We start from the raw sequence: 25,261 nt of genomic DNA, 5'->3' as shown, positions 1-25,261 counted from the left end.
TGCCTAGCGTTATCTCTGATTTCCTAGAGTCGTCTCTTCTTTCTCATCTAAAAACAGTTCGAGCTCGGCCAGTGACGTCTCGAGCGATCCTTCGATCCGGTCGACGGCCGGGAGACTATTGAGAAACTGTTTCCCGTAACGCGTCGTCTCGACACGGCGGTCGAAGACGAAGATGGCGCCGTAATCCTCTTTCGAGCGAATGAGGCGACCGACGCCTTGTTTGAAGCGGATGACCGCTTGCGGAAGTGACAGTTCAAAAAACGACGACTTCCCGGTCGCTTCAATTTTTTCGGACCGCGCCTGAATGACCGGTTGGTCGGGCGGGGCGAACGGGAGACGCACGATGACGAGGCAGGTGAGCGCCTCTCCCGGGATATCGACCCCTTCCCAGAAGCTGGCCGTCCCGAACAAAATCGACTGATCGATTCGTTTGAACTGCTTCGTCAAACGGCTGCGCGAGCCGCCGCTGACGCCTTGGGCAAGCAACGTATACGCGTCGTCTAGCTGATGTCTCACCGCCTCGTGCGTCAAACGTAACAGCTCGTTCGACGTGAACAAGACGAGCATGCGTCCTTTCGTCACGTTGGCAATCCGGGCAATCGAAGCGGCGATTTGATCGACGAAATGCGGCAACGGCACTTCGTTGATCAACGGGATATCTGACGGGACGAACAATTTCGCCTGTTTCTTGAAGTCAAACGGCGAAGCGAGGACGACTCGTCTCACGTCCTGCCCGTCGAGACCGAGCCTGCGCTCGATAAAGCCGAAGCGACCGGACACGGTCATCGTCGCCGACGTCAAAATCGTCGGTCGTTTCGCAAACAAGCGCTCATGGAGCAACGGTCCGATTTCGACCGGTTGCGTATAGACCGAGGTCAATTTGCGGTTGGCCAAGTTCAACTCGACCCAACTGACAGCGTCGTCGTCGCGGGTGAGCATCGTTTCATACAGCACGCTCTCAATCTCTCGCACGTCACCGATGAACGCCTTCAAGTCACCGATCACGGCGCGTTGCTTGAACGTCATATGCTCTTTATGCTCATCGAGAAGACGAAGCATCTGCCGGAGCGACATCCGAAGCGTCCGTAAACGGTTCTCAAGCCGCTTCGCCACTTCACGGATCGGTCGGAACACGTCACCTTCCCGTTCGAAGCGAACGGTTTGCCGTTGATCTTTTTTCTTGCCGAGCGACTGGAGCGCCGTCAACAGGTCGTCTAGTTCGACATCGACTTGGGCTAACGCCTGGTCGGTCTCTTTACTGAACGCTTCCGTCTCTTCGGACACGGACGTCAAGTCGGCAAGTTGCAGCAGCCGGGAATGGAACTTTCCGTCGGCCCCGTAGCCGAACCATTTGAATAAGCGATCGAACTGGATCGCGTCGAACGTGACGCCAAAATGATGCGAGGCGACCTCTTCGACTTGATGCGCCTCGTCCAAGATGAGCGGCGTGTCGGTCGGGAGAATCCCGGCCTGATGCTGCAGATCCGAGAAGAGCAACGCATGATTCGTGACGATGATATCCGCCTCTTTCGAACGCAGGACGGCCCGCGTGAAGAAGTCACGGCTATACCATGGGTCAAAGCGGCCGAAGTCCGTTGCCGCGTCGGCTTGAATGAGCCGTTTAAACGAAGCCGGCCCTTGTGTCGCCGCTCCAGGGAGTGACAACTCTTCCAAGTCCCCTGTCTCCGTCTCGGTCAACCAGACGAGCACCATCGCCTTGCACATCGCCGAGAGCATCCCGTCATTCGTCTCCTCGAGCACCATCTCAAACTTCCGGAGATCAATATAGTTGCGTCTTCCTTTCAGAAGCGTGAACTCGATTTCCGGGAAAATAGCTTTTAAGATCGGCAAGTCCCGGTTGAGCAGCTGTTCTTGTAATTGGATCGTATGCGTGCTGACGACGACCGGTCGTTTCGTCTCAAGGGCGTGATGCGCGCTCGGGATCAAGTAGGCTAACGTCTTGCCTGTGCCGGTCCCGGCCTCGATGAGAAGCGTCGCCTCATCGTCGAGCGCCTTATAGACGTGCCGCATCATCTCGAATTGACTTTGTCTCGGTTCGAATTGGTCGAACAGTGACGGAAGCGTCTCTTCGATCGTCCGATGAAGGAACGGTTCGAACGGTTCGCGCTCGACCGCCGGCTCAAACGAATCAGTCAGGCGACGGAGTGCGATTTTCCGGTGGATATCGTACGTCGTCTCGTCATCTGGCCGAATACCAATCTCGACGATGAGATCATCGAGCAACGGCTCGATGTTGCTCGTCCACGACTCGGACAGACGGCGCAACTGTTTTAGCGTCACGACCGGTAGCGTCCGCAGACGATTGAGTTGTTGAATAAACAACTCCGCGGTCGCCTCGGCATCGCTGAGGGCGCGGTGCGCGTCCGTGTGCACCAAGTCGAACGTGTCGGCGAGCGACTCGAGCGCATGGCTTTCAAGTGTCGGATACAAGATGCGCGCGAGTTCGACCGTATCGATGGCCCGCCCTTGGAAAGGTAAATATCCTGCCAGTTCTAAACTCTCATTTAAAAAATTCAAATCAAACGAAACGTTGTGGGCAACGAACACTCGCCCATCTAACATCTTCCAAATATCAGGGATGACGTCTTCAAACGCCGGAGCGGACGCCACATCCTGATCTGTTATCGTCGTCAACTGCGTGATAAAAGGAGGGATTGGACGACTCGGTCGAATCAGCGTACTATAGCGCTCAATCACTTCACTACCTTGTACGACCACCGCCGCGAATTCAATCAGTTCATCGCCGGATTTGACGGAATGACCGGTCGTCTCTAAATCCACTATCACATAAGTGTCCATAACATCCATCCCATCTTCGGCACGCTCGTGCTTTCTGTCTCTTTCTGTCTGTCTCATCTTACCATAGAACGATGCACGAAAAAACGGGGTTGCCTCTAAGGGCATCCCCGCTCTGTTCATAGAATCGTATGTGCGATTTCTTCATATAACAGTTGATCGACTTCGTTGCGATCGTTCAACACCGCAACTTTCGGACGATACGATCTCGCCTCTTCAGCCGTCATCTGACCGTAGGCCATGATGATGACGACATCGCCGACTTGGAAATGGCGGGCCGCCGCCCCGTTTAGGCAGATGACGCCTGAACCGCGCTCACCCTTGATGACGTATGTCTCAATGCGGGCGCCGTTATGGTTGTTCGTGATGTGGACGTGCTCATTTTCCATAATCCCGACCGCGTCCATCAAATCCTCATCAATCGTAATCGAGCCGACGTAGTGTAAATTCGCCTCGGTCACGGTCGCCTTGTGTAGCTTGGCGTGCATAAATGTTCGAATCATTTGATTCACCCTCTCTTCCAAATCGTATTATCAATCAAGCGGGCGCGTTCAAACTGCACCGCCACTGCAATCAACAGTTCTGTCGACGAGTCTGTCACGTGCGAAAGCGTCGGATAGTCGACTAGTTCGACATAGTCGATCGTACTGTTCGGGATTGCCGACAGCCGTTCGACGAGCCGTTCTTGTACCGACGTGATCGCGTCCCCTTCAGTCAACGCGTCACGCGCCTCGATGAGTGCTCGATTGATGTCGCTCGCGTCAATCCGTTCCGTTTCAGACAAGTAGACGTTACGCGACGACTTGGCGAGTCCCGAGTCCTCACGAATGATCGGACAGCGGATAATCTCGACCGGCACGAAATAGTCCCGAACGTATCCCTCGATCAGTGCGACTTGTTGGGCGTCCTTCAAGCCGAAGTAAGCACGCGTCGGCCGCACCAAGTTGAACAGTTTTGAGACGACCGTCAACACACCGTCAAAATGACCGGGCCGGCTGGCGCCGCATAAGACGTCGGCTCCGGTACGCACCGTCACGCGCGCCATATCGAGCGGATACATCGTCGCGGTATCCGGATAAAATAGTACGTCTACCCCCGCTTCTCGCGCCAACTGTTCGTCCCGTTCAAAATCTCTCGGATAACGATCAAGGTCTTCATTCGGCCCAAATTGGGTCGGATTAACGAAGATGCTCATGACGACGCGATCGTTCTCGCGTTTGGCCGCCTCGACGAGACTCAAGTGTCCTTCATGCAGGTAACCCATCGTCGGCACAAAGCCGACGGTCAACCCGTCGGACAGAGTTTCACGTAACGACATCGGATCGGTGACGATCCTCATGCTTTGCCACCGTACAACGTGTCGAGCAGCGTCTCATCCATCGTGAACGTGTGGCGTTCGAGCGGGAACGAGCCGTCTTTCGTCGCTTGAACGTAAGAGCCGATGGCACTCGTCGCGACCGCGTTCACATCGGCGTAAGCCTCGACGAATTTCGGGAGACGGTCGACCCCATACTTCAAGACGTCGTGATAGACGAGTACTTGGCCGTCGACGTCGGCACCGGCACCAATCCCGATGACCGGGATGTGAAGCGCTTCGGCGATTTTTTTGGCGAGTTGATGCGGCACGCACTCGAGGACGAGCATTTTGGCCCCGACCCGTTCGGCCTCGAGGCTGTCGTTGATCAGTTGCTCGGCATCCTCAAGTGACTTCCCTTGGACCTTATAGCCTTCGAGCACACCGACCGATTGTGGTGTGAGCCCGAGGTGGGCGACACAAGGCATGCCGACTTTCGTCAATCGTTCGATCGTCTCGAGCACTTCGCCCGCCCCTTCAAGTTTGATGGCGTCGGCATGTCCGTCTTGGAACAATGTCGCCGCCGCTTGAAGCGTTCGGTCGAAATCACCGTGATACGTCGCGAACGGCATATCGACGACGACGAACGTGTCCTTCGCCCCGCGGCGCACCGCTTTGGCATGGTGGACCATATCATGAATCGTCACCGGGATCGTCGAGTCGTAACCGAGCACGACCATTCCTAGTGAGTCTCCGACGAGGATGATGTCCACTCCCGCCGCTTCGGCCAGTTTCGCCGACGGATAATCGTAAGCGGTCAACATGACCAACTTCTCTTCTTGCTTCATCTTTTTCAATAATGAAGTCATCGTATGCATATGTTCTCCTCCTAAATGTGGAGACAGGAAAGGAAAAACGCCTTCTTACACGATTGGCAAGAAGGCGCACGAAAACAAACTCAAGGTTGAGTGTCCTTCTGTCCCTGTCAAAATGATCAAGGCAGACAATTAACTAAAACGACGGTCTGCAATTCCGGTACACTTCTTGCGATAGCGTCCGACACGTTCATTATAGACCACGAATACGTTTCCATCAATCATTCCAGACTGCGATTTCAGCGGAATAGATGGCTTCGATGGCACCATGACGCTCGAGCAGGAGCGCCCCCTGTTCTGAGATGCCGCGCACGATACCGCGTTTAGACTCCCCCGAGGCGGTCAACGTCACTTCTTCATTCAAATAAGCGGCGTGCTCTAGCCAGTTGTCGCGGACCGGGCCGAACCCGGATTCGAGCAACGCGTCATATTCGGCCTCGAGCTCGGCCAATAGATCGGCGAGCACTTCACTGCGGCGCAACGCGACGCCGGTCTCCAATTTGATCGACGTCGCCCGGTGAACCAGGTCAGTCGGGATCGACTCCGTATTGACGTTCAATCCGAAGCCGAGGATGACGGCTTGGATGCGGTCGCCTTCAGTTTGCATCTCGGTCAAAATCCCGCCGATCTTCTTCCCGTTCACGAGAAGGTCGTTCGGCCATTTGATAAATGCCGGGACGCCTTGTTGCCTTAGCGACCGGGCGAAAGCGCTCGCCGCCATGAGCGTCAGCTTCGACGCTTCCCGAATCGGCAGCGCCGGACGAAGGATGATACTAGCCGCGATATTGACGTGGCTCGGGTTGTGCCAACTGCGCCCGAGTTGGCCGCGCCCTGCCGTCTGTTCTTCGCTGATGACGAGCGTCCCCTCAAGCGCCCCTTTTTGGGCGAGTTCGTGGGCGATGCGCTGCGTCGTGTCGACTTGGTCGTAGGCGTAGACGTGTTGCCCGAACCGGCCGTGCCGGAACGAGACGAACGCCGGTTCATCGAGCCGGTCCGTCCGTCCGAACAGTTGATACCCTTTACGCGGGATCGTTTCGATGTCGTAACCGTCTTGTTTTAACGTCTCGATATGTTTCCAAATGGCGGTACGTGAAATATTTAATTGGCGGGCCAATTCCTGTCCGCTCCACACCGCCCCGTCTTGGAGCAAGTTTAAGACCTTTCCTCTCGTTGAAGCCACATGACCGCCTCCTCTCGTAACGTTTGTTCCTCGTTAGCTAACTCGCCGAGGACGACGCGCCGTTCGAGGTCGGCGAGCAAGTGCTTGATCCGTGCGCCGCTCGCCCCGACCTGTAGCGCATCGCGACCGTCGAACCGGAGCTCCCGCCGTGACTGGATCGGGAGCATACGTTTCAAGGCGTCGGACGATTCCGTGCTCCCGGTCATCCGCAAATACGTCTCGAGCGTCGCTTGATCCGTCTCATACACGGTGAACGTATCGAGCCCGGAGTCGAACAGGTTGGCCAATACGCCCGCTTCCCGCTTCAAGGCGTTCGAACGCTTCCATGGCGAGAGCCAACGGATGTCCCCGGCGTGATAGACGAATAGCGCCCAGCCTCCGACCGCGTTGACCGGTGCCCGCCTGTCGGCGATGACACGACGGACGAGCTGTTTGGACACGTCCGGTAAGTACTGATGGATGCCGAGCTCGACAAGGTCGGTCAGCGCCCTGCGGTAAGCAGGTCCCGTCATCAACTTCTCGAACTCGATGGCGATGCGTTCCATCGCGATGTCTTGCAATTTGTGGCCGAGCGTCCGCGCCGCGCTCCGCACATCATCAGCGAGCGTGAAGTCGAGCTGGGACATGAACCGAAACGCGCGCATGATCCGGAGCGCGTCTTCCCCGAACCGTTCGTACGGGCTCCCGACGGTCCGGATGATCTGCGCCTCGAGGTCGAGCCGGCCGCCGAACAAGTCGACGACGTTGCCGTCATGGAACGCCATCGCGTTCATCGTGAAGTCGCGGCGCAACATGTCCTCTTCGAGCGTGACGCCGAGCGAGACGTGGTCCGGGCGTCGCGAGTCCGAATACGTCCCTTCCGAACGGAACGTCGTCACCTCGAACGGATGATGGTCGAGGATGACCGTGACCGTCCCGTGATCGATTCCGGTCGGGACCGATTTCGGGAACAGTTTCATGACGTCTTCCGGCAACAACGACGTCGCGATATCGATGTCGTCGGGAAGCGTGCCGCGCACGTAGTCACGAACGGCACCGCCGACGATGTACGCCTCGCCCCCGTGGTCGTTGATTTTTTTTATGATTTGTTTTGCATATTCCCATTCTGTCATCGGCGCACCACCTGTTCGTATAGTCGTTCATATTGCGTGACGATGTCTTTAGACGCGAACTGTCTCGCTTTCACGAGACCGCCGGCACGCAGTTTCGCATGGAGCGCATCGTCGAGCAAGATCGCTTCGAGCGCGGTCGTGGCCGCTGTGACGTCGCCGCGCGCGACGACAAAACCGTCCGCTCCGTCCGTGATCACTTCCGGCAAGCCCCCGGCATCGCTGACGACCGATGGGACGCCTGTCGCTAACGCCTCTAGAGCGACGAGACCGAACGCCTCTTTGTCCGACAACAGAAGATGGACGTCACTGATCGACAACAACGCCGCGACTTGTTCTTGTTTACCGGCGAAGATGACACTGTCTTCGAGCGCCATCTCGCTCACGAGTCGACGCATCGCCCCCATGAGCGGTCCGTCACCGACGAGGAGCAACTTCTTGCCCGGGACGCTCATCCGCTGGAACGCCTCGAGCACGAGGTCGATCCGCTTCACTTGCCGGAAGTTCGAGATATGGATGACGACGCGGTCGGCTGCTGACAAGCCGTAACGTTCACGGAGCGACGGCTCGGCTTGCGGCTGATAAACCGATTCGTCGATAAAGTTATGGATGACATCGATCTCAAGGTTGGCATCGATCCGCTCAAGCGTCTCGCGCTTCAAACTGTCGGACACGGCCGTGATCGCGTCCGACTGGCGTAAACCGTACAGGATCGCCGGTTTCAATTCTTCATCTTCCCCGAGCACCGTAATGTCGGTGCCGTGGAGCGTCGAGACGATCGGCGTCTTGCTCTCGGCCATCTCGCGCCCGAGCGCGGCACAAACCGCATGGGGCACCGCATAGTGCGCGTGGATGACGTCGAGGCCGAACGCACGGATGACGCTCGCGATCTTCGAGGCGAGCGTGATATCGTACGGCGGATAGCGGAACACCGAGTACTGGTTGATCTCGACTTGGTGGAACGTGATGTTCGGATGATACGCGTTCAACCGGAACGGGATGCTCGACGTGATGAAATGGACGTCGTGCCCCCGGTCGGCGAGTTTCATCCCGAGCTCGGTCGCGAGGATGCCTGAACCTCCGACCGACGGATAACAGAGTACTCCGATACGTAGCTTCATGCGAGCTCACCCGCCCGCGTGACGACGTACGGTTTGACGGTCATGAGCCCTTCGGCGTAGTCCGTGCCGATCAAGCTACCGAAGTGACGGTCGCGCGCGACGACGCGGTCGACGTACGCATCGGTCAACGGTGTGTCGACGCCGTCAACAGGTGTGAACTGACTCGCGTATGACGTCAACGCGTCCACTTTTTTATCGATCGTCGCCGTGATGTCGATGCAGACGTCCGGTCGCACGTGGGCGTTGATCATGTATTGATAGACGCTGTCCGGACGGTAAGCCGGGACGTCGGACATATATTTGCGAATCCCGGCGTTGAACAGCGCCTCTTCGACGAGACGGGCGCACGCCCCGTGGTCGGGATGGCGGTCGACGCCGTACGGATAGAGCAGATGCGTCGGTCGTTCGGTCCGGATCAAGCGGACGAGCGTTTCAATTTGGTCGGCTGTCCCGAGCAGGCCACGGTCAGGGAAACCGAGATTGATGCGACGGACGCCAAGAATTCTATCGGCTGTCGCCGCTTCCTGTGCCCGCGTGACGACATCGCCGTTCGACGACAGTTCGGCCCGCGTCAAATCGACGTACAGGACGGAGATGTGATCACCCGTCCACTGGGCCGTCATGCCGGCGATCCCGATTTCGATATCGTCCGGATGGGCCCCGATTGCTACTATTTTCATAAAAAATCACCTCTTCTGTGAAAAGTATATCGGACTCACTGTCGAATGTCATATGTTCAGGGTAGGCAATCCACAGGTTTTTCGAGTACGCTTATGGATGGGAGGTGAACCACATGACGGTACAATTACCGATTCGGTTTCGCAATATATTCTTTATTCTCATCGGTTCATTCATTTTTGCATTCGGCGTGTTTCATTTTAACGTCCAAAACAACTTGGCCGAAGGCGGTTTCACCGGGATCACGTTGATTCTGCGCGGCTTGTTCGGTTGGTCGCCATCGATCACGAACTTGGCACTCAATCTGCCGCTCTTCTTCGTCAGCTACAAGCTGCTCGGGCGGACGACGTTCATCTATACGCTCGTCGGGACGTTCAGCTTTTCGCTCTGGTATGGGCTGATCGCCAAGTACTCGAACCTCGTCATCGATTTGACCGATGACATGGTGCTCGCGAGTTTATTCGCCGGTCTGTTCATCGGCGTCGGTCTCGGCATCATTTTCAACAACGGCGGGACGACCGGGGGCATCGATATTATCGCTCGCCTCGTCCAACGTTACGTCGGTTGGTCGATCGGCAAGACGTTCCTCGTGTTCGACTTTTTCGTCATCGTCCTCAGTTTGACGTATCTCGACATCCGCGAGGCGATGTATACGCTCCTTGCCGTCTATATCGGCGCCCGCGTCATCGATTCGATGCAGGAAGGCACGTATGCCGGTAAGGCCGCGATGATCATCAGCGACCACCGGACCGCCATCGCCGACGGCATCCACGCGACGATGAACCGCGGGACGACCCGTCTGCTCGCGAAAGGCGGCTATTCGAATAAAGAGCTCGAAGTGATTTACGTCGTCGTCGGACGCAACGAGGTCAACCGCCTCAAGACGATCGTCAAACAGATCGACCCGCACGCTTTCGTCACGTTCCATCACGTATACGAAGTCGGCGGCGAAGGATTCACGTTCGACGAGAATCGCGTACCGCTCAAATAAAAAAGACGAACACATTCCTAATTTGGGGATGTGTTCGTCTTTTTTGTGCGGACGCCCTCTCTATCGTTCGATCCGTTTGATTTCAAAGTAAAGGGCACCGCCCGGCGAATCGATACTAGCCGTCTCCCCGACTCGTTTTCCGATCAAGCCGCTTCCGAGTGGGGACGAGACCGAGATCGTCCCGTTCGCCAAATCAGCCTCGAGCTCACCGACGATCCGATACGTCTCGTCCTCACCGTCCGGCAGTTCCCGGATCCATACCTCCACTCCGAAACCGACGCGATCCGTTGGCGCATCTTCCTCGATCATCGCGTCGGCAAGCACGCGCTCGAGTTCAACAATTTTCGCCTCGATGCGCTCCTGTTCCCGGATCGCCTCAAAGTACGTCACGTCTTCTCTAAAATCACAAAATTTGCGCGCCGTCTTCACTCGTTCGAGCGCCTCAATCCGACCGCTTCCGCGGAGCGCCTCGAGCTGTTCGATGAGACGAAGACGGCCTGACTTCGTCAACTGTGGTTTTGCCATACAATTCCCCTCCTCATACAAAAAAATCCCGTCAGTCGACGGGATCGATTCTATTCATCGCGTGGCATAAAGACGATCAGTGCGAGACGGATCAGTTCGGCAACCGCGACAAGTGTCGCTGCGACATAAGTCCAAGCAGCCGCGTTCAACACTTTACGGGCACCTGACTCTTCCGTCGCGGTCACGATCCCGTGGCTCGTCAGTTCGGCCATGGCGCGTTTCGAGGCGTCAAATTCAACCGGGAGCGTGACGAGTTGGAACAAGACCGCCCCGAGCATCATGACGACACCGAGCTGGGCAAGTCCCATCGCACCTAAGAGGAAACCTCCTATGAGCAGCGGGAACGACAAGTTTGACGTGATGTTCACGACCGGCACGAGCCGATGGCGGACACGCATCATCTTATAGTCCGTCGCGTCTTGGACGACGTGACCGATCTCATGGGCCGCGATCGCTGCCGACGAGATCGTTGATCCTTGATACACTTCGCGCGACAAGCGGACGACTTTATGCGTCGGGTCGTAATGGTCACTCATCAAACCGTCGACCATCTCGATGCGGACATCGTGCACACCGTTTTGTTTCATGATGAAGTCAGCGACTTGAGCGCCGGTGACACCGCTTTGAAGTGGTTGTTGTAAAAACTTTTTGTACGTACTTTTCACTCGCATCTGGGCCCATAACGGGATGAGCATGATCAGTGCGAGATAGAAAATATAGCCACCTAATGACATTTTCTATATCACCTCTGCGTATATTTGATATCTCGATTTTACATTCTTATGAACTTATTATCAAGCGAAGCGCGCAGGATGAGTCGGTATCCCACAAAAAAACATATTCCCGTCAACCAGAACGACCCGTAGCCGATCCACATAATATGTTCGGCGAGCGACGGATAACGCGGCCATTGTCCGAGCACATAGTCGACGACGTCGTTATGGATGACCCAAATGAGCGTCAAGACGAACGACGACACGGTCCAACGCATGAACGGGGCGTATAGAAATGCCTGGACCGCCATCGCACCATGAGACAGCATGAGCATGACAGCCATGAGCACGATGAACGTATCCGCGTCGTCTCCTAAATTCATGAGGAAGAAGACGTTCATGACGACGGCCCAAACCCCGTATTTGACGAGTGTGATGAAGGCGAGTGTCTCGATGAGCGGTGAGCTTTTCTTGAGCAGCCACAGCGCTAGGACGATTGTGAAAAATAGTGACGCCGTCGGGCTGTCCGGTACGAACGGCCAATAGATGAGCGGCGTGTCGCGAAGCTGCGGTTCATACCAGACGTATCCGTAAATCGTGCCGAGCAGATTGACGATGAAGAGGAATGTTAACACGGCTTTATGTTTTAGAAAGGGAAGCAACAGCGTATAGTTCATGAAATCATTCCGTCCTTTTTTTCTTTATTGTAGCTTGCGTGACCGATAAGTAAAAGAGTGTAGCCCATAGGGGACTACACTCGATTGCTTACTGGTTATTTTCGCCGCCTTCACCGTATGAGGCGAGGAACTCGGACATGGCTTGGAGGTCTTCATCCGAACCGTCCCACTGACCGGCCGGCATCGTGCCGACACCGTTGACCGCGATCTCCGCGATCTCTTCAGCCGTGTAGGCCGTTCCGATGAGTCCTGGAGCCGCCGCCCCGCCTTCGAGGTTTTGACCGTGGCAGTTCACACAAGACTGGGCTGCATAAATCTCATAGCCAGGTGCGGCTGTGTCGATTTCCGGACCTTCACCCGGTACGACTAAGATTCCTTGCTCATGAACTTGATCCCAATGCGTCGTTTGAACAGATTCCCACGTCAAGTACATGATCGAGAGAATCCCGAGCAGCATGAAGCTGATCGCGACCGGTCGTTTGGCCGGCCTGCGCTCGATTCCTTGGTCGAGCCACGGTGCGATCAAGAGCGCCGTGAACGCGACCCCAGGCAAGATGACCGTTCCAAGAAGGATCCAGTCCCCCGCCGCGAATTGATACTTGAGCAATTGATACAAGAACAAGAAATACCAGTCCGGTAACGGAATGTATGACGTGTTCGTTGGATCGGCGATGTTTTGGAGCGGTGCTGCCTCGACGATCGTCAAGGCGATGAATCCGATCAAGAAGACCGAACCGACCATCCACTCTTTAAGCAAGAAGTTCGGCCAGAACGCTTCTGTGCGTCCTGGATATTCAGAATAGTCTTTTGCAATATTTTGTTTCCGATTCCCGATTCCTACTCGAGAGTCGGTTACAAATTTCATCCCTTTACCGCGATGCATATCGTTTCTCCTCCTTTTTGTCTTCGAATCGGCTTATAGCGGTCCAGATATTCCTTGTTTACGAATCATCAGGAAGTGGGCTCCGAGGAGTCCGAACAAGGCCGCCGGTAAGAAGAAGACGTGAATGGCGAAGAAGTTCGTGAGCGTCCGTGCCCCGACGATCTCACCACCGGCGAGAAGGGTCTTGGCGATTCCACCAATGACAGGAACACTTTCGGCAATTTGAAGCGTAACTTTCGTTGCGAACAACGCTTTCATATCCCAAGGTAACAAGTAACCTGTAAGACCGAGCGCCAAGACGACGAAGAACAAGAGGACTCCGACGACCCAGTTGAGTTCGCGTGGTTTCTTATACGACCCGGTGAAGAACACGCGGAGCGTGTGTAAGAACAACATGACGATCGCGACCGATGCGCCCCAATGGTGCATCCCACGAACGATTTGTCCGTGTGCGATTTCGTTCTGTAAATAATACACCGATGCGTGGGCATTGATGATATCTGGAACGTAGTACATCGTCAAGAACATCCCTGACAGAATTTGAATCACGACCGTGAAAAATGTCAGACCGCCGAAGCAATAAACAAATGCTGAAAAGTGATGGGCAGGGTTGACGTGTTCCGGTACTTCATGGTCAGCGATGTCGCGCCATAACGGCGTGATGTCGACGCGTTCATCGACCCAATCATAAATTTTTTGTAACATCGACTATTTCCCCCTCTCACAACTGTGCGACTGGACTGCCCAAGTATAGGAAGCCGTCTTTTTCTTCTTTTTCATAGCGTGCCAGCGGTGATGTCGGAGGTGTACCCGGAATGTTCGTTCCATCTTTTTCGTAACGCCCGAAGTGACACGGACAGAAAAATTCTGACGGTCTTGTCGGATCTCCACCATAACCTACTTGACAGCCAAGATGCGTACAGATAGGAGAGAGTGCGATTACTTCACCGTTCTCGTCTTTGAACACCCATGCTGAAAGTGTTTCTTCAAATTCATACCAAGCGTCTTGCGTTTGTTTTTTAAAGTCGACACGTTGCGGCTCAGTCGTGATGTCGTCAAGACTCATGACCTTCACTTTGTCGCCCGCACCCGATTTTTTCAAGACCGGATCGATCGCAAAGTTGACCATCGGACTGATCAATGTTGCCGCCATAAAGCCACCTACACCAGTTAACGTATACGTTAAGAACTGACGGCGTGTGACTTTTGACCCATTTTGAGCCATTTCGTTCCCCCCTCATTCGTGTGCATAACCCCATAATTCTTTATGCATTCTTCACAAAAATTTCTCACTCACCAAAATAGTATATCAATAAAACCTCTACGTCAACCGCTTCATGTCGCCATCCAACGGCCCGAAAGCTCTGTAATGACTTGTGTCGCAAAATTTTGGACCATCGTGTGCGACTGCTCCCCCGACATGCCTTTCAAGGCAAGCGGCGGAACGAATATAACCGGTAACTCGAACGCTTTGAAGCGAACGTCTGAAGAGATGAACAACACGTGGGTAAACCCGGCCGTCGTTGCTTTTGTCATGACTGCGCGTACAAGTTCATACCCGGCCTCGACATCGAGATAGCTAAGCGTCGGATTCAGCATCGTCCGTCCAGACAGCTGTCGTTCGGTTTCAAGCGCCACCGCTTGGACGACCTCGTAGCTTTCGGCTTTACGCACCATCTCCTCATCAAACGCCAGTTCGACGAGTGGGACGATGAGCGTATCGACGTATTGGCGTTCGGTCAGCGATTTCAACGCATCCATGCCATCGAACCTCATCTTCCTCCTCCTCTCTTTAGAAGACATACATCATCATGTCCATTGTAGCGTACCTACATTCGCTTCCTCTCGAAAGTTATGAACGAAATGTGAAATTATTGTGTATTCCTACGTCATTAATATACCAAAAAACAAGCGCTTCCCATAACGGAAGCGCTTGTTTTTTCTAAAATAATTTCGATGCTCTCACTTGATGAAGTTTGCTCGTCAAATTACGAAACAGCTTCTCGTCCCGGCGATCAAGCGCCTCGTCGATCTCGACGAGCAGACGCTCTTCCTCGAACTGGGCGACCGATGCTCGAATGACCGTCTGGGCCGAGTTCGTCACTTCGTCTTTAATCTCGGCGACAGGCTCAAACGGATTGAGCTCGACGATGTCGATCCAACTCTCATCAATCATCATCCCTTGAAAGTTAAGTTCGACATAAATCGTCCCGTCGTGGAGCCGAATGTCATGGTACGCCTTTTCCGGATTGACCGTGATGAGGTCACCTCGTCGGTAACGGAACGGTTCCCCTTCGAAGCCGTACGCCGTCATGACGAGGCTGCGCGGTGAAACCGAGGCGTTCGTCACGAAATGAACGTTCCCAAGTTTTTCAGGATGTCTAAGCCAATAATCAATGATCCATTTGGCCTCTCGCTTACGAAGCGTATGATGAGCGAGGAATCGCTTTAAAAAATTCTTTTTCCGCTCGACCATATGACCCCATCTCCTTTATATTGATTAATCGCGATCCGTCAACAAGTCGATCCGCTCTTCGAGAATTTGGCGGTCGATCATATCCACGGTGAGCGCAAGGGTTTGCTCGAGCACACGCTGCGCCTTGTCACGCTGTCCTTCTTCTACCAATAGTGTAGCCCATTCAGTCGAAAATGACACGTCCTCTTTATAAACTTGTTCGATCGAGGTGTATAGATTGACGGCCTGCTCATAGTCCTCGAGTTCATAGGCGGCTTTCGCCTTGTACCACGTCATGAGCGTCGACGTCGAGTGCTCCTCGAGCGCATCGATCGTCTCGAGCACGGCTTCCATGTCTCCCGCTTCGAACAAGATTGACAACAGCAGTTCGGTCGCTTGAAGCGATTCCGGGTTCAAGGCGAGCGCTTCGCGAAGTTCATTGACCGCTTCGTCTGTGCGGCCTTGCTTCAAGAACAGCTTCGCTTTGACGGTGCGCAGCTCATCGTTATAGTCGTCACGGTCGATCCCTTGATCGATCACTTCGAGCGCTTCATCGACGCGACCGAGTTCCTCGAGCGCTTCCGTATACGGCAAGTAAAGCGATGTAAAGTCAGGGTCCATCAAGCGGAGCTCTTCGAACTGTTTGATGGCGACCTCATCACGCCCGATACGGTGGGCCGTCATCGCATGTCCGAACACGGTGTTCAGATTGCGGTTCTCTGTCTTCTCGAATTCATCGAGCGCTTCTTCGAACGAGCCGATCATCGTCAGTGCTTCGGCGTAATCGGCTTGATAGTCGAGCTCTTCGGGCAATCGCAAGTGCGGTAAGCGCGCATAGAGCGGTACCGCCTGTTCAAACGAACCGATCGAGGCGTATAGTTCGGCCAGCCCATAGACGAGCAGCGGCTCGTCCGGATTCGCCTGTAACGCTTCCATCAATTTTTTGACCGCGACTTCGTCAAGTCCTTGTGATTGATACAAATCAGCTAACAAGACGAGACTTCTCATGTGCGCCTCTTTGTCGCTCGCATCGATCGGTTCAAGGACGGCAATCGCTTCTTCTTCCCGGTCGCTGTCGAGATACGCTTCAGCGAGCGACAGCGCCACGTGCGGGTTGCCCGCGTAGTCGACATACAGTGCTGCTAGTAAATTCACAGCCCGGTCGGCGAGGCCAAGTTCGAGATACAAGTCGGCAATCGCCAACCGATCTTCGTCCGAGCCTTCTGTCTCAAGCGCTTCAAGGTGCGCCAAGGCGTGCTCGGTCTCGCCTTTTTCGAGCATCTCGATTATATGGTTTAACACTGATTCGTCTAACATAATTAATTTCCTCCTACCACTTTCAGGTATTGCCGTTATTCTATCTCACGACCGAGCCGTTGTAAATCGTCACGAAAATGAGGGTAACTGATTTCAGAGGCTTCGATCCCGTCAATGATGACGGGTTCGTCGATCAGTAAAGCTGCCACTTGTAGCATCATCGATAGACGATGGTCCGAATGCGAGGACACATGACCAGCCTGAAGCCGGCTCGGGAAAACGCTGAACCCGTCTTCGGTCTCGCGGATATCGACACCGAGCGCCGCGAGCTCGCTCGCGACCGTCTTGATCCGATCGGTCTCTTTCACACGCAGTTCACCCGCATCCTTTACGACTGACGGGCTCGACGCCTGCGACGCGACGAGAGCGAAGAGCGGGAGTTCATCGATTTGTCGTGGGATTGCCTCGCCTTCGAGCGTCACCCCTTGAAGTTCGCTCGTCGTCACCGTCACATCTCCGACCGTCTCTTCCCCGAGTGGTCGCAGCCGAGTGATTTCGACGTTCGCCCCCATGCGCTCAAGTGTTCGTAAAAAGCCGATTCTCGTCTCGTTCAAACAGACGTCGGTCGTCGTCACACGGCTGTTTGGGACGATGGCGGCCCCAGCCCAGAAGAAAGCAGCCGACGACGGGTCGGCTGGCACGTCGACCGTCGCCCCGTCGAGGTGACTTGGCGATAGCCGGATCGTCCGCACGCCATCTTCGTTCGTGATCTCGACGCGTCCACCAAACAGTGGCAACATCCGTTCCGTATGGTCGCGGGACAGCATCGGTTCACGGACAATCGTCGTCCCGTCAGCGCGAAGACCGGCCAATAGGACAGCCGACTTCACTTGCGCGCTCGCGACCGGTAACGTGTAATCGATCCCGCTCAAGCGCCGACCCTTGATCCGAACAGGGGCGAATTCGCCGTCGATGTCGGCCCCCATCTGTCGAAGCGGTTCGGTGATGCGACGCATCGGCCGTTTCGAGAGCGAGTCGTCTCCGACGAGCGTGAACTCACCCGAGTACCCGGAGACGAGACCAGAGAGCAGGCGCATCGTCGTCCCCGAATTCCCGCAGTCAAGCGTGGCCGGAACGACTGACGCGACGCCTTCGATCCGGAGCCGCTCGTCGAGTTCTTCGACGCTTGCCCCGAGACTACGGACCGCATCGATCGTCGAACGGCAATCTGCCCCAAGGAGCGGATTCATGACGACCGTCTCCCCGCTCGCTATCGCACCGAATAAGATCGCGCGGTGCGTGATCGACTTATCACTCGGTACGCGAATCAATCCATTCAACCCCATCAGAACCACCCTTTCAACTGTATGTATGCTTCAGCAAGCCGCTCGGACGGCACCGCCTCAACGGTAGCCGCTTCACCGAGCAACACGAAACGGACTTGTCCATCCCGATTTTTCTTATCGAGCCCCATCACCGTCAAATACGTCTCGAACGGTTTCCATTCAACCGGGCTGACGCGGCGCGCCCGCATCCAAGCGGCGAGCTTACTGGCCCGATCCGTATCCCCTCCGACGAGAAAGGCGTATACCATGCCGTACAGCACCGCCTCCCCGTGCGACAGCCGATACCGTTCGACCGACTCTAAAGCGTGCCCGAACGTATGACCAAAATTGAGCCACGCCCGGACACCGTGTTCCCGTTCGTCTGCCTCGACGACGACACGTTTCACTTCAATCCCGCGCGCAAGCCACATTTCCCAGTCTAGCGCACCACCGGACAACGCCTGAAACAGTTCGTCCTCGAATGAAGCAGCGAGGACGTAACGTGACAAGTAAGCATGTTTAATCAACTCACCGAGCCCGCTCAAGACGTCACGATTGCTCAGCGTCTCGAGACGGGACACGTTATAATGCACACCGATCGGTTGATAAAACGCACCGATCGCATTTTTAGACAACGGGTGGTTGACGGCGACTTTGCCGCCGATCGCTGAATCATGGGCGAGCACCGTCGTCGGTACTTGGATGTAACGGACCCCTCGCATATACACACTCGCGAGAAAACCGGCCAAATCCCCAATCATGCCCCCGCCAAAAGCGACGACGAGCGTGTCGCGGTCACAACGTGCGGTCAACCCGTCTGTCACGAGTTTTTCAACGGTCTCGAGTGATTTCGAGCCGTCACCCGGCGTGACGACCGACCAAACGATCTGCGGATGGATGCCGGCTAGGCGTTGTTTGAACACCTTACCGTGTAGCGCATCCACCGTCCGGTCTGTAATGACCCATACCGTCGAGCAGGCCGTGAAATAATCCACGCGGTCCAACCAGGCGTCGCTGTGTTCAATCGACACGTCATAAGGGACTGATGCGTCAACATGAATCGTCACCACGACCGGATTTCCTCACGATACGACTCGACCCGCGACTGAATTCGTTTGACGGTGTCGTGTCCGAACGTCTCACACAACTCACGCGCGAGTTCGAACGCGACGACCGCCTCGACGACGAGTGACGCAGCCGGGACGGCACAAGCGTCACTTCGTTCGATTTGAGCGAGGAACGGCTGTTTCGTATCGATATCGACCGATTGCAGCGGTTTGTAGAGCGTCGGAATCGGCTTCATCACGGCACTGCAGACGATCGGCATCCCGGTCGTCATCCCTCCTTCAAAACCGCCTAAATGGTTGCTCAGTCTCGTATACCCGGACTCGTCATAGGCGATCGGGTCCATTACTTCCGATCCTGGACGATACGCCATGTCAAATCCATCGCCAAAGGCAACCCCTTTGATGGCGTTGACGCTCATGACGGCGCGGGCGATGGCCGCATCGAGCTTGCGATCATATTGAACGTAAGAACCTAACCCTGGGATGACGCCATGCACTTCGGTGCAGACGACGCCACCGAGCGAATCCCCGGCCGCTTTCGCTTCATCAATCAAACGCATCATCGCTTCACCGGACGTTTCGTCAGTCGTGCGTACAGGTGACGCTTCGATGACGGTCCGAAGTTCTTCGAGTGCTGCGTAGTGCTTCGGCGCGGACTCGATGCCGCCGATCACTTTCACATAGCTGACGAGCGACATGCCGACTGCGTCGAGCAACTGCTTGCTGAGCGCACCGACAGCGACGCGGGCCGCCGTCTCCCGGGCACTCGAACGTTCGAGCACGTCCCGAAGGTCTCGGTGGTCATACTTGAGACCGCCGACAAGGTCAGCATGTCCCGGACGAGGCCGCACGACCCGGCGCTTGATTTCAAACTCGTCGTCGACCGGCTCTGCCTGCATGACGTTCCGCCAATGCGCATGGTCTTTGTTTTCAATCCAAAACGAAACAGGGGCTCCGGTCGTCATCCCATGACGAACCCCAGCCCTCACCTCGATTTTGTCTGATTCAATTTGCATTCGGCGTCCACGGCCGTAGCCCGACTGACGTTTCGCCAACTCGCCGTTGATTGCCTCGACGTCGACGCTTAAGCCGGCCGGGACTCCTTCGATGATGACGGTCAATCCCGGTCCGTGTGACTCTCCCGCTGTCAAATAACGCATATGCGCCACCTCACTCCTCAAATTTTTCGTAGAAGAAACTTTGTTTCATCTTGTATCCGTAACGCTTCGGCTGGAAGATTTGTTCAGTCCCTCCGACGAAGAGGACCCCGCCCGGACGAAGCGAGCGGTGGAACGACTTGTACACTTTCTCTTTCGCCTCTTCCGTAAAGTAAATCAAAACGTTTCGACAGACGATCAAGTCAAAGTTACGTTCGTAGACGTCAGCGAGCAAGTTATGCTTTTTGAACGTCACGAGTTTTTTAATCTCGTCCGAGACAAAATAGTCGTCATCTCGACGGGTGAAATAACGATCTCGAAACTCAGGCGGCAAATCGACGAGCGCCCGTTCATGATACTTGCCTTGTTTCGCTTTTTCGATCACCAAGTCATCTAGGTCAGTTGCTGTGATCGTGAACTGGGCGGGTGACAAATGCTTCGACAATAACATCGCAAGTGAATACGGTTCTTCTCCCGTCGAACAAGCCGCGCTCCAGACCCGGAGTTTCCCTTGGCTTCTGCGAATGAGCTCAGGCAACACATCCGTCTCGAGCTGTTGCCAGCGGACCGGGTTTCGATAAAACTCGCTGACGTTGATCGTCATCCGGTCTAAAAATTCGTCGTACAAACCTCGGTCTGACTCCATCGCTTTAAAATACTCGATAAATGTGGCGTAGCCCTTCTTCTCGCGGAGCGCGACCATTCGTCTTTTCATTTGTGCTTCTTTGTATAAATTCAAGTCGATTCCAGACTTTAAATAAAACTTTTTTACGAAGATCGCATAATCATTTATCACCAGTTCTAACCTCAATTCTTTCTCTTATCCTAGATCAGGTCGTGCCCGAACATACGAAAGCGCTTTAATGCAAATAGAAAAAGGGACAGGAGGCCCCCGTCCCTTTTATCGTCATCAAACGTGTGATGTTTCAGTGGCGAACCAGAGCGATAATTCTCTCTCGGCACTTTCCACGCTGTCTGAACCATGGATGACGTTTTGTGACATTGTCGAGGCCAGGTCGCCACGAATCGTTCCCGGTTGCGCATCGAGTGGGTTCGTCTTGCCGATCATCAACCGAGACACGGCGACGACGTTCTCGCCTTCCCACTCCATCGCGACGACCGGACCTGACGTCAAAAAGGCGACGAGCTCTCCAAAGAACGGTTTTTCCTTATGTTCCGCATAGTGTGATTCTGCAACCTCAACTGACGGCGTCAGCATTTCGAGACGGTTCAACGTGTACCCCTTTTGCTCAAAACGTGTGATGATTTCCCCAATCAAACCACGTTTCACCCCGTCAGGTTTTACCATTAAAAATGTCTTTTCCATACCCCTAGTCCCCCTAAATCAATGTGTGTACCATGTACTTTATCAGTTTACACGGTCACCTTCATTTTTGAAAGGGGTTACAAGGCGTGAATCACCATTTTCGCTTGCCGATATATTCGGCAATCTCAATCAACGACCGTTTGTCCTGAATGTCCGGCAGTGAATCGAGACGCTGAATCGCCCGGCTCACGTAACGATCGATCGTGCGTTGACTTCGCTCAAGCGTCCCGTTCCGTTGCACTTCGCGGACGAGCGTCCGGGTCATCTCATCGTTCGAGGCGTTCGTGACTTGCTGTAACCGCTCATAAAACACAGGATCTTCTGATGAATAGAAGAGCGGCAATGTTTTATGCCCATGCTTCAAATCCTCACCGACGGGCTTACCGAGTTGAAAACTCTTCGCCGTGAAGTCGAGCAAATCATCCGTCATCTGAAACGCCATCCCGATATCGTAGCCGAACAACCGAAGTTGTTTGACGACGTCAGGTGACGCCCCGGAGACGACGGCCCCGGCCGCGCAACTCGTCTCGATCAAGAGTGCCGTCTTCCGGGCGATCCGGTCCAAGTACCGCTTCGGGGATTGCGCCCAGTCATATTGGTCTTGAATTTGATTGATCTCGCCGATACAGATCAGTTCCATCGTCTCCGCCATGATTTGCATCACTTCCGGGGAATCGACTTCGGACACGAGCCGAATCGCTTCCCCGAACAACGTATTACCGGTATACATGGCGACGCTCTCGTTATAACGTTCCATCACGGTCGGTTTTCCGCGGCGCAGCGTCGCGTCATCGATCACATCATCGTGAACGAGCGACGCCATATGAATCAGCTCGAGGCTGGCCGCAACTTTCGTCAGACGAATATCATTCCCAGTCCCAAATCCGGCACTGAGCAATACGAACGCCGGACGGATCCGCTTCCCCCCGGCATCTAGCAATTGTTTCGATGCGGCTTCGATCACCGGATGTTCCGTGTGGACCCGCGTCGACAAAAACCGATCAATCTGTTCGATTTCTCGGTTCATGTGGCGATAAAGTCGCTTTAAAGACATCGTTCACCACTTCTTTCCTAGGTGCATGGCGCACGCACCACCGGAAAACGCCTTGACTTCGACTTGCTCGAACCCGGCTTCTTCAAACATGCGCTTTAACGTCAACCGGTCGGGGAACTGATCCGTCGATTCTTGCAGCCACTTGTATTGATCATACGACCCGGCAAACACTTTGCCGAATAGCGGCATGACTGAACCAAAGTAAAATTTATAGAGCCCGCTGAATAGTGGTGCCGTCGGTTGGCTCGTCTCGAGACAGACCACGGTCCCGCCCGGTTTTAAGACGCGGTGCATCTCCCGGAGGACCGTCATATAATCAGGTACGTTCCGAAGGCCAAATCCGATCGTCACATAGTCGAATGAATGATCTCCGAACGGCAACTCCATCGCGTTCCCGTGAATGAGTTCGATCATCGGATAATCAGCCACTTTCTCGTGTCCGACAGCAAGCATATTTTCAGAAAAATCGAGTCCTTTGACGACCCCGGTGTTTCCGGCCGCCTCGGCGAGTTGAATCGTCCAATCGGCCGTCCCGCAGCAAACGTCCAAACATTTCGCGCCCGGGAACACTTGCATGCGCCGCATTGTCGCTCTGCGCCACCATTTATGCAGACGGAAACTGATGATCGAGTTCATCGTATCGTAGCTTGGCGAGATCGTTTGAAATACTTCATATACTTTTTGCTCTTTCTCTTTCGGTTGCAACACGTAACACCCTTTCCGTTCTAAGCGACAGCATGCTCGAGTAGTGTCGATAGCTGTTCTCTTTTTTCTTGGCGCAGTTCTGTTGCCTTCTGTCCGATGATTTCTTTCCCGTACGATGTCAAATAAGATTGACCTAGCAGTTCGGAAAACGTTTTGATTAATCCGAAGTTCGCTTCCATCCACGTCACAACAGCGACGTCCGTCCCCAAGGCGAGTGTGCACTTCGCGCCATTCACAAGCTGCACGGTTCGACCGAAACGGTTGCTATAGTCCGCTGGAAACATCGCCAATATTTTATAAAATTGAGCCGAGGCGTAATCTCCGGCGAGCACTTTAAGTTGCCGTTCAAGGGACCCGTTCGGGCACTCCTTCACTTGATCGTGCAGCTCGAGTGCTTGATGGGCAAAATAAGTCGCAAGCACGAGCTGTCGATGTTGATGCGATTCGAGTTCAATCATGTCGATCATCCAACGAAGTAAAGGCATGTCGACTGCGGGTACAATCTCGTGTCTCGTCAAATACGGATGAGTCATACGTTGTTCGATTTGACGAGCAAGGTCGGTGACAACGCTTTCGTTTGTCAACTGTTCCATGCTATCCCCCCTCGTCCTCTTCGTTGTCATTCTGACATAGTATAGCACATTTTTGTCACATTCACGCCATGTGAACTTGCTTTCAACTACAAAAAAAGCCGCCTCTCGGCGACTTATGTATTGCTCATTATTTGACCGCATCTTTAAGCGCTTTACCTGCTTTGAAGGCAGGAACTTTGCTTGCAGGGATTTCGATATCTTCTTTCGTACGTGGGTTGCGACCTTTACGGGCAGCACGTTCACGAACTTCAAAAGTACCAAAACCGATCAATTGAATTTTCTCACCGCTTTGGAGTGCTTCAGTGATTGATTCAAACGTTGCTTCTACGATTTTCGTTGCGTCTTTTTTAGACACATCTGCTTTCTCGACAACTGCGTTGATCAATTCAGTTTTGTTCATCACGATTCACCTCCTCTCACAGAGAGTTTACGGGATTAATCATATCGTACAAACGTTGATATGACAACATTTTTTAAGCGAAAAGGTCAGAAGCGGACACCTTGCTCGACTCAATTGTTTAAAAACTCGACCTCACCTTGATCATTAATCGTATACCCTTGCGAATAAGCCGGGGCGAACGGTGCGTCATCGTAGAGCAAATAACGAATATCCTCTCCTACTTTCGGCTCTGCATCCGTATTCTCAAGCGCGGCTTCGATATCAGCCCGGTAATCGACGAACAATTGACCAGTCCCATCCACATAGATCGGCAACTCGTTTTCTGTGTATGGGCTAGGGATGAACGGTTCTTCGGAGACGAAAACGAGGTCGTAATCGATCGTAAACTGATTCTTGCCGAGCGATCCTTTGAACGGATATTTCCCTTCTTTGACTCGGAACGAGTTGATATTCGTCTGCAGTTGTTGGAGGCGCTCGGTCACCCGCAAGTCAATCAGTTTGACCGTCGGCTCTGTCTCGGCGTCGACAAGGACGTATAAGAACAAGCCGCCCCCTTCGAAGCTGTTTGCCGGCGGGTCTGCCAAATAACCAGGGACGAGGCGGCTAAACTCGATCGGGTAACGTTCCATCAGCGGCGTCTCGGCCGGCTTTGTTTTGATCGGTAAGACACCGGTCGTCTCTTTGAACGAGTCGACCGCCGTCTGGACCGATTGCAACTGGTCCTCATACGGCACGTTGTCGACTCGGTTTGTTTCCGGGAACATGCAGCCGGCGAGCAGCGTCGCCGCTGCCAAACTGACGACTAAAAACATTCGTTTCACGGTTTACCCTCCTGTCGGTCCAGAAGCGACCACATAAATCATAATGATCGTTCCGAATAGAAAAATCACGAATGCGACGACTCGAATGAGCACCGCAAACCAGCCTGAAAGTTTCGTGTGGCTGACTGCCACCATGAGCGCAGCGACGGCAAATGCCCCAATCCCCGCAAATGAAATCCACATCTTGATGAGTGACGGTGTCACGTCTATCCCCTCGACTTTCTCTATAAATCTTAC

General features: G+C 54.3%; 29 protein-coding genes. 1 reads left to right on the top strand and 28 read right to left on the bottom strand.

Going from position 1 to position 25,261, the window contains the following annotated elements; translation table 11 throughout:
• Positions 1-9: 9 nt before the first annotated feature.
• From dinG to bshB1, 8 genes are all read right to left on the bottom strand, one after another.
• The gene (gene dinG / locus EVJ28_RS01615; RefSeq protein ID WP_131440160.1) at positions 10-2,820 is read right to left on the bottom strand and encodes an ATP-dependent DNA helicase DinG; all 2,811 of its coding nucleotides are present in this window, start codon (positions 2,818-2,820) and stop codon (positions 10-12) included.
• Between the two features lie 116 nt (positions 2,821-2,936).
• Positions 2,937-3,320 (bottom strand): aspartate 1-decarboxylase, encoded by a 384-nt coding sequence (panD, locus tag EVJ28_RS01610; protein ID WP_131456107.1) that lies wholly within the window; start codon positions 3,318-3,320, stop codon positions 2,937-2,939.
• 5 nt (positions 3,321-3,325) lie between these two features.
• Positions 3,326-4,156: a pantoate--beta-alanine ligase gene (gene panC, locus EVJ28_RS01605; protein WP_131456109.1), complete on the bottom strand. Its 831-nt coding sequence runs from the start codon at positions 4,154-4,156 to the stop codon at positions 3,326-3,328.
• Positions 4,153-4,989 carry a 3-methyl-2-oxobutanoate hydroxymethyltransferase gene (panB, locus tag EVJ28_RS01600; protein ID WP_070327416.1) on the bottom strand — a complete coding sequence of 279 codons (837 nt, stop codon included), beginning with the start codon at positions 4,987-4,989 and terminating at the stop codon, positions 4,153-4,155. The genes panC and panB overlap by 4 nt, the downstream gene beginning before the upstream one ends.
• A gap of 214 nt (positions 4,990-5,203) precedes the next feature.
• Positions 5,204-6,166 carry a biotin--[acetyl-CoA-carboxylase] ligase gene (locus tag EVJ28_RS01595; protein WP_131487857.1) on the bottom strand — a complete coding sequence of 321 codons (963 nt, stop codon included), beginning with the start codon at positions 6,164-6,166 and terminating at the stop codon, positions 5,204-5,206.
• On the bottom strand, positions 6,139-7,278 hold the full coding sequence (locus EVJ28_RS01590) for a CCA tRNA nucleotidyltransferase (protein ID WP_131487855.1): 1,140 nt from the start codon (positions 7,276-7,278) through the stop codon (positions 6,139-6,141). The genes EVJ28_RS01595 and EVJ28_RS01590 overlap by 28 nt, the downstream gene beginning before the upstream one ends.
• The gene (gene bshA / locus EVJ28_RS01585) at positions 7,275-8,396 is read right to left on the bottom strand and encodes an N-acetyl-alpha-D-glucosaminyl L-malate synthase BshA (RefSeq protein WP_131456115.1); all 1,122 of its coding nucleotides are present in this window, start codon (positions 8,394-8,396) and stop codon (positions 7,275-7,277) included. Before bshA ends, EVJ28_RS01590 begins: the two co-directional genes overlap by 4 nt.
• Positions 8,393-9,076, bottom strand: coding sequence for a bacillithiol biosynthesis deacetylase BshB1 (bshB1, locus tag EVJ28_RS01580; protein WP_131487853.1), 684 nt, complete (start codon positions 9,074-9,076; stop codon positions 8,393-8,395). Before bshB1 ends, bshA begins: the two co-directional genes overlap by 4 nt.
• 113 nt (positions 9,077-9,189) lie before the next feature.
• On the opposite strand from bshB1, the gene EVJ28_RS01575 reads away from it, so the two are divergent.
• Positions 9,190-10,065, top strand: coding sequence for a YitT family protein (locus EVJ28_RS01575; RefSeq protein WP_016509982.1), 876 nt, complete (start codon positions 9,190-9,192; stop codon positions 10,063-10,065).
• 60 nt (positions 10,066-10,125) lie between these two features.
• Here the strand turns inward: EVJ28_RS01575 and EVJ28_RS01570 are convergent, their stop codons facing one another.
• The 20 genes from EVJ28_RS01570 to EVJ28_RS01475 form a co-directional block, all read right to left on the bottom strand.
• Positions 10,126-10,590, bottom strand: coding sequence for a GreA/GreB family elongation factor (locus tag EVJ28_RS01570; RefSeq protein WP_131487851.1), 465 nt, complete (start codon positions 10,588-10,590; stop codon positions 10,126-10,128).
• Positions 10,591-10,640: 50 nt separating this feature from the next.
• On the bottom strand, positions 10,641-11,324 hold the full coding sequence (locus EVJ28_RS01565) for a zinc metallopeptidase (protein WP_070327422.1): 684 nt from the start codon (positions 11,322-11,324) through the stop codon (positions 10,641-10,643).
• Positions 11,325-11,362: 38 nt separating this feature from the next.
• Positions 11,363-11,980 carry a DUF1405 domain-containing protein gene (locus EVJ28_RS01560; protein ID WP_131487849.1) on the bottom strand — a complete coding sequence of 206 codons (618 nt, stop codon included), beginning with the start codon at positions 11,978-11,980 and terminating at the stop codon, positions 11,363-11,365.
• Positions 11,981-12,068: 88 nt separating this feature from the next.
• On the bottom strand, positions 12,069-12,863 hold the full coding sequence (locus tag EVJ28_RS01555) for a menaquinol-cytochrome c reductase cytochrome b/c subunit (RefSeq protein WP_070327424.1): 795 nt from the start codon (positions 12,861-12,863) through the stop codon (positions 12,069-12,071).
• A gap of 33 nt (positions 12,864-12,896) precedes the next feature.
• A complete protein-coding gene (qcrB, locus tag EVJ28_RS01550; protein WP_016509980.1) occupies positions 12,897-13,568 on the bottom strand; it encodes a menaquinol-cytochrome c reductase cytochrome b subunit in 672 nt (223 codons plus the stop codon).
• Between the two features lie 16 nt (positions 13,569-13,584).
• Positions 13,585-14,088 carry a QcrA and Rieske domain-containing protein gene (locus EVJ28_RS01545; RefSeq protein ID WP_131465232.1) on the bottom strand — a complete coding sequence of 168 codons (504 nt, stop codon included), beginning with the start codon at positions 14,086-14,088 and terminating at the stop codon, positions 13,585-13,587.
• Between the two features lie 110 nt (positions 14,089-14,198).
• Positions 14,199-14,639, bottom strand: a complete 441-nt coding sequence (locus EVJ28_RS01540; RefSeq protein WP_236634004.1) for a DUF2487 family protein — start codon at positions 14,637-14,639, stop codon at positions 14,199-14,201.
• A 166-nt stretch (positions 14,640-14,805) separates the two neighbouring features.
• Entirely contained in the window at positions 14,806-15,339 is a 534-nt protein-coding gene (locus tag EVJ28_RS01535) for a ReoY family proteolytic degradation factor (RefSeq protein ID WP_016509965.1), read from the bottom strand.
• A 24-nt stretch (positions 15,340-15,363) separates the two neighbouring features.
• Positions 15,364-16,635: a tetratricopeptide repeat protein gene (locus EVJ28_RS01530; protein WP_131487848.1), complete on the bottom strand. Its 1,272-nt coding sequence runs from the start codon at positions 16,633-16,635 to the stop codon at positions 15,364-15,366.
• A 35-nt stretch (positions 16,636-16,670) separates the two neighbouring features.
• Entirely contained in the window at positions 16,671-17,921 is a 1,251-nt protein-coding gene (gene aroA, locus EVJ28_RS01525; protein ID WP_131456125.1) for a 3-phosphoshikimate 1-carboxyvinyltransferase, read from the bottom strand.
• On the bottom strand, positions 17,921-18,970 hold the full coding sequence (locus tag EVJ28_RS01520; protein ID WP_131456128.1) for a 3-dehydroquinate synthase: 1,050 nt from the start codon (positions 18,968-18,970) through the stop codon (positions 17,921-17,923). The genes aroA and EVJ28_RS01520 overlap by 1 nt, the downstream gene beginning before the upstream one ends.
• The gene (gene aroC, locus EVJ28_RS01515) at positions 18,964-20,127 is read right to left on the bottom strand and encodes a chorismate synthase (protein WP_131465238.1); all 1,164 of its coding nucleotides are present in this window, start codon (positions 20,125-20,127) and stop codon (positions 18,964-18,966) included. The genes EVJ28_RS01520 and aroC overlap by 7 nt, the downstream gene beginning before the upstream one ends.
• A gap of 10 nt (positions 20,128-20,137) precedes the next feature.
• Positions 20,138-20,917, bottom strand: coding sequence for a CheR family methyltransferase (locus tag EVJ28_RS01510; RefSeq protein WP_070327943.1), 780 nt, complete (start codon positions 20,915-20,917; stop codon positions 20,138-20,140).
• Between the two features lie 117 nt (positions 20,918-21,034).
• A complete protein-coding gene (gene ndk, locus EVJ28_RS01505) occupies positions 21,035-21,451 on the bottom strand; it encodes a nucleoside-diphosphate kinase (protein WP_131456130.1) in 417 nt (138 codons plus the stop codon).
• 91 nt (positions 21,452-21,542) lie between these two features.
• The gene (locus tag EVJ28_RS01500; RefSeq protein WP_236634003.1) at positions 21,543-22,478 is read right to left on the bottom strand and encodes a polyprenyl synthetase family protein; all 936 of its coding nucleotides are present in this window, start codon (positions 22,476-22,478) and stop codon (positions 21,543-21,545) included.
• Between the two features lie 30 nt (positions 22,479-22,508).
• Positions 22,509-23,210, bottom strand: a complete 702-nt coding sequence (locus EVJ28_RS01495; protein ID WP_035386712.1) for a demethylmenaquinone methyltransferase — start codon at positions 23,208-23,210, stop codon at positions 22,509-22,511.
• Between the two features lie 20 nt (positions 23,211-23,230).
• Entirely contained in the window at positions 23,231-23,803 is a 573-nt protein-coding gene (locus EVJ28_RS01490; protein WP_131456134.1) for a heptaprenyl diphosphate synthase component 1, read from the bottom strand.
• Between the two features lie 127 nt (positions 23,804-23,930).
• The gene (locus tag EVJ28_RS01485) at positions 23,931-24,206 is read right to left on the bottom strand and encodes an HU family DNA-binding protein (RefSeq protein WP_198010937.1); all 276 of its coding nucleotides are present in this window, start codon (positions 24,204-24,206) and stop codon (positions 23,931-23,933) included.
• Between the two features lie 107 nt (positions 24,207-24,313).
• Positions 24,314-25,015, bottom strand: coding sequence for a hypothetical protein (locus tag EVJ28_RS01480; RefSeq protein ID WP_201738317.1), 702 nt, complete (start codon positions 25,013-25,015; stop codon positions 24,314-24,316).
• 12 nt (positions 25,016-25,027) lie between these two features.
• On the bottom strand, positions 25,028-25,207 hold the full coding sequence (locus tag EVJ28_RS01475; RefSeq protein ID WP_233589594.1) for a DUF2768 domain-containing protein: 180 nt from the start codon (positions 25,205-25,207) through the stop codon (positions 25,028-25,030).
• Between the last annotated feature and the right edge of the window lie 54 nt (positions 25,208-25,261).

The organism is Exiguobacterium sp. SH3S3 (genome assembly GCF_004337115.1).
Classification (GTDB): Bacteria; Bacillota; Bacilli; order Exiguobacteriales; family Exiguobacteriaceae; genus Exiguobacterium; species Exiguobacterium aurantiacum_A.
The sequence above is the reverse complement of the archived record's forward strand: the minus strand, read 5'-3'. Positions and strand labels throughout refer to the sequence as shown.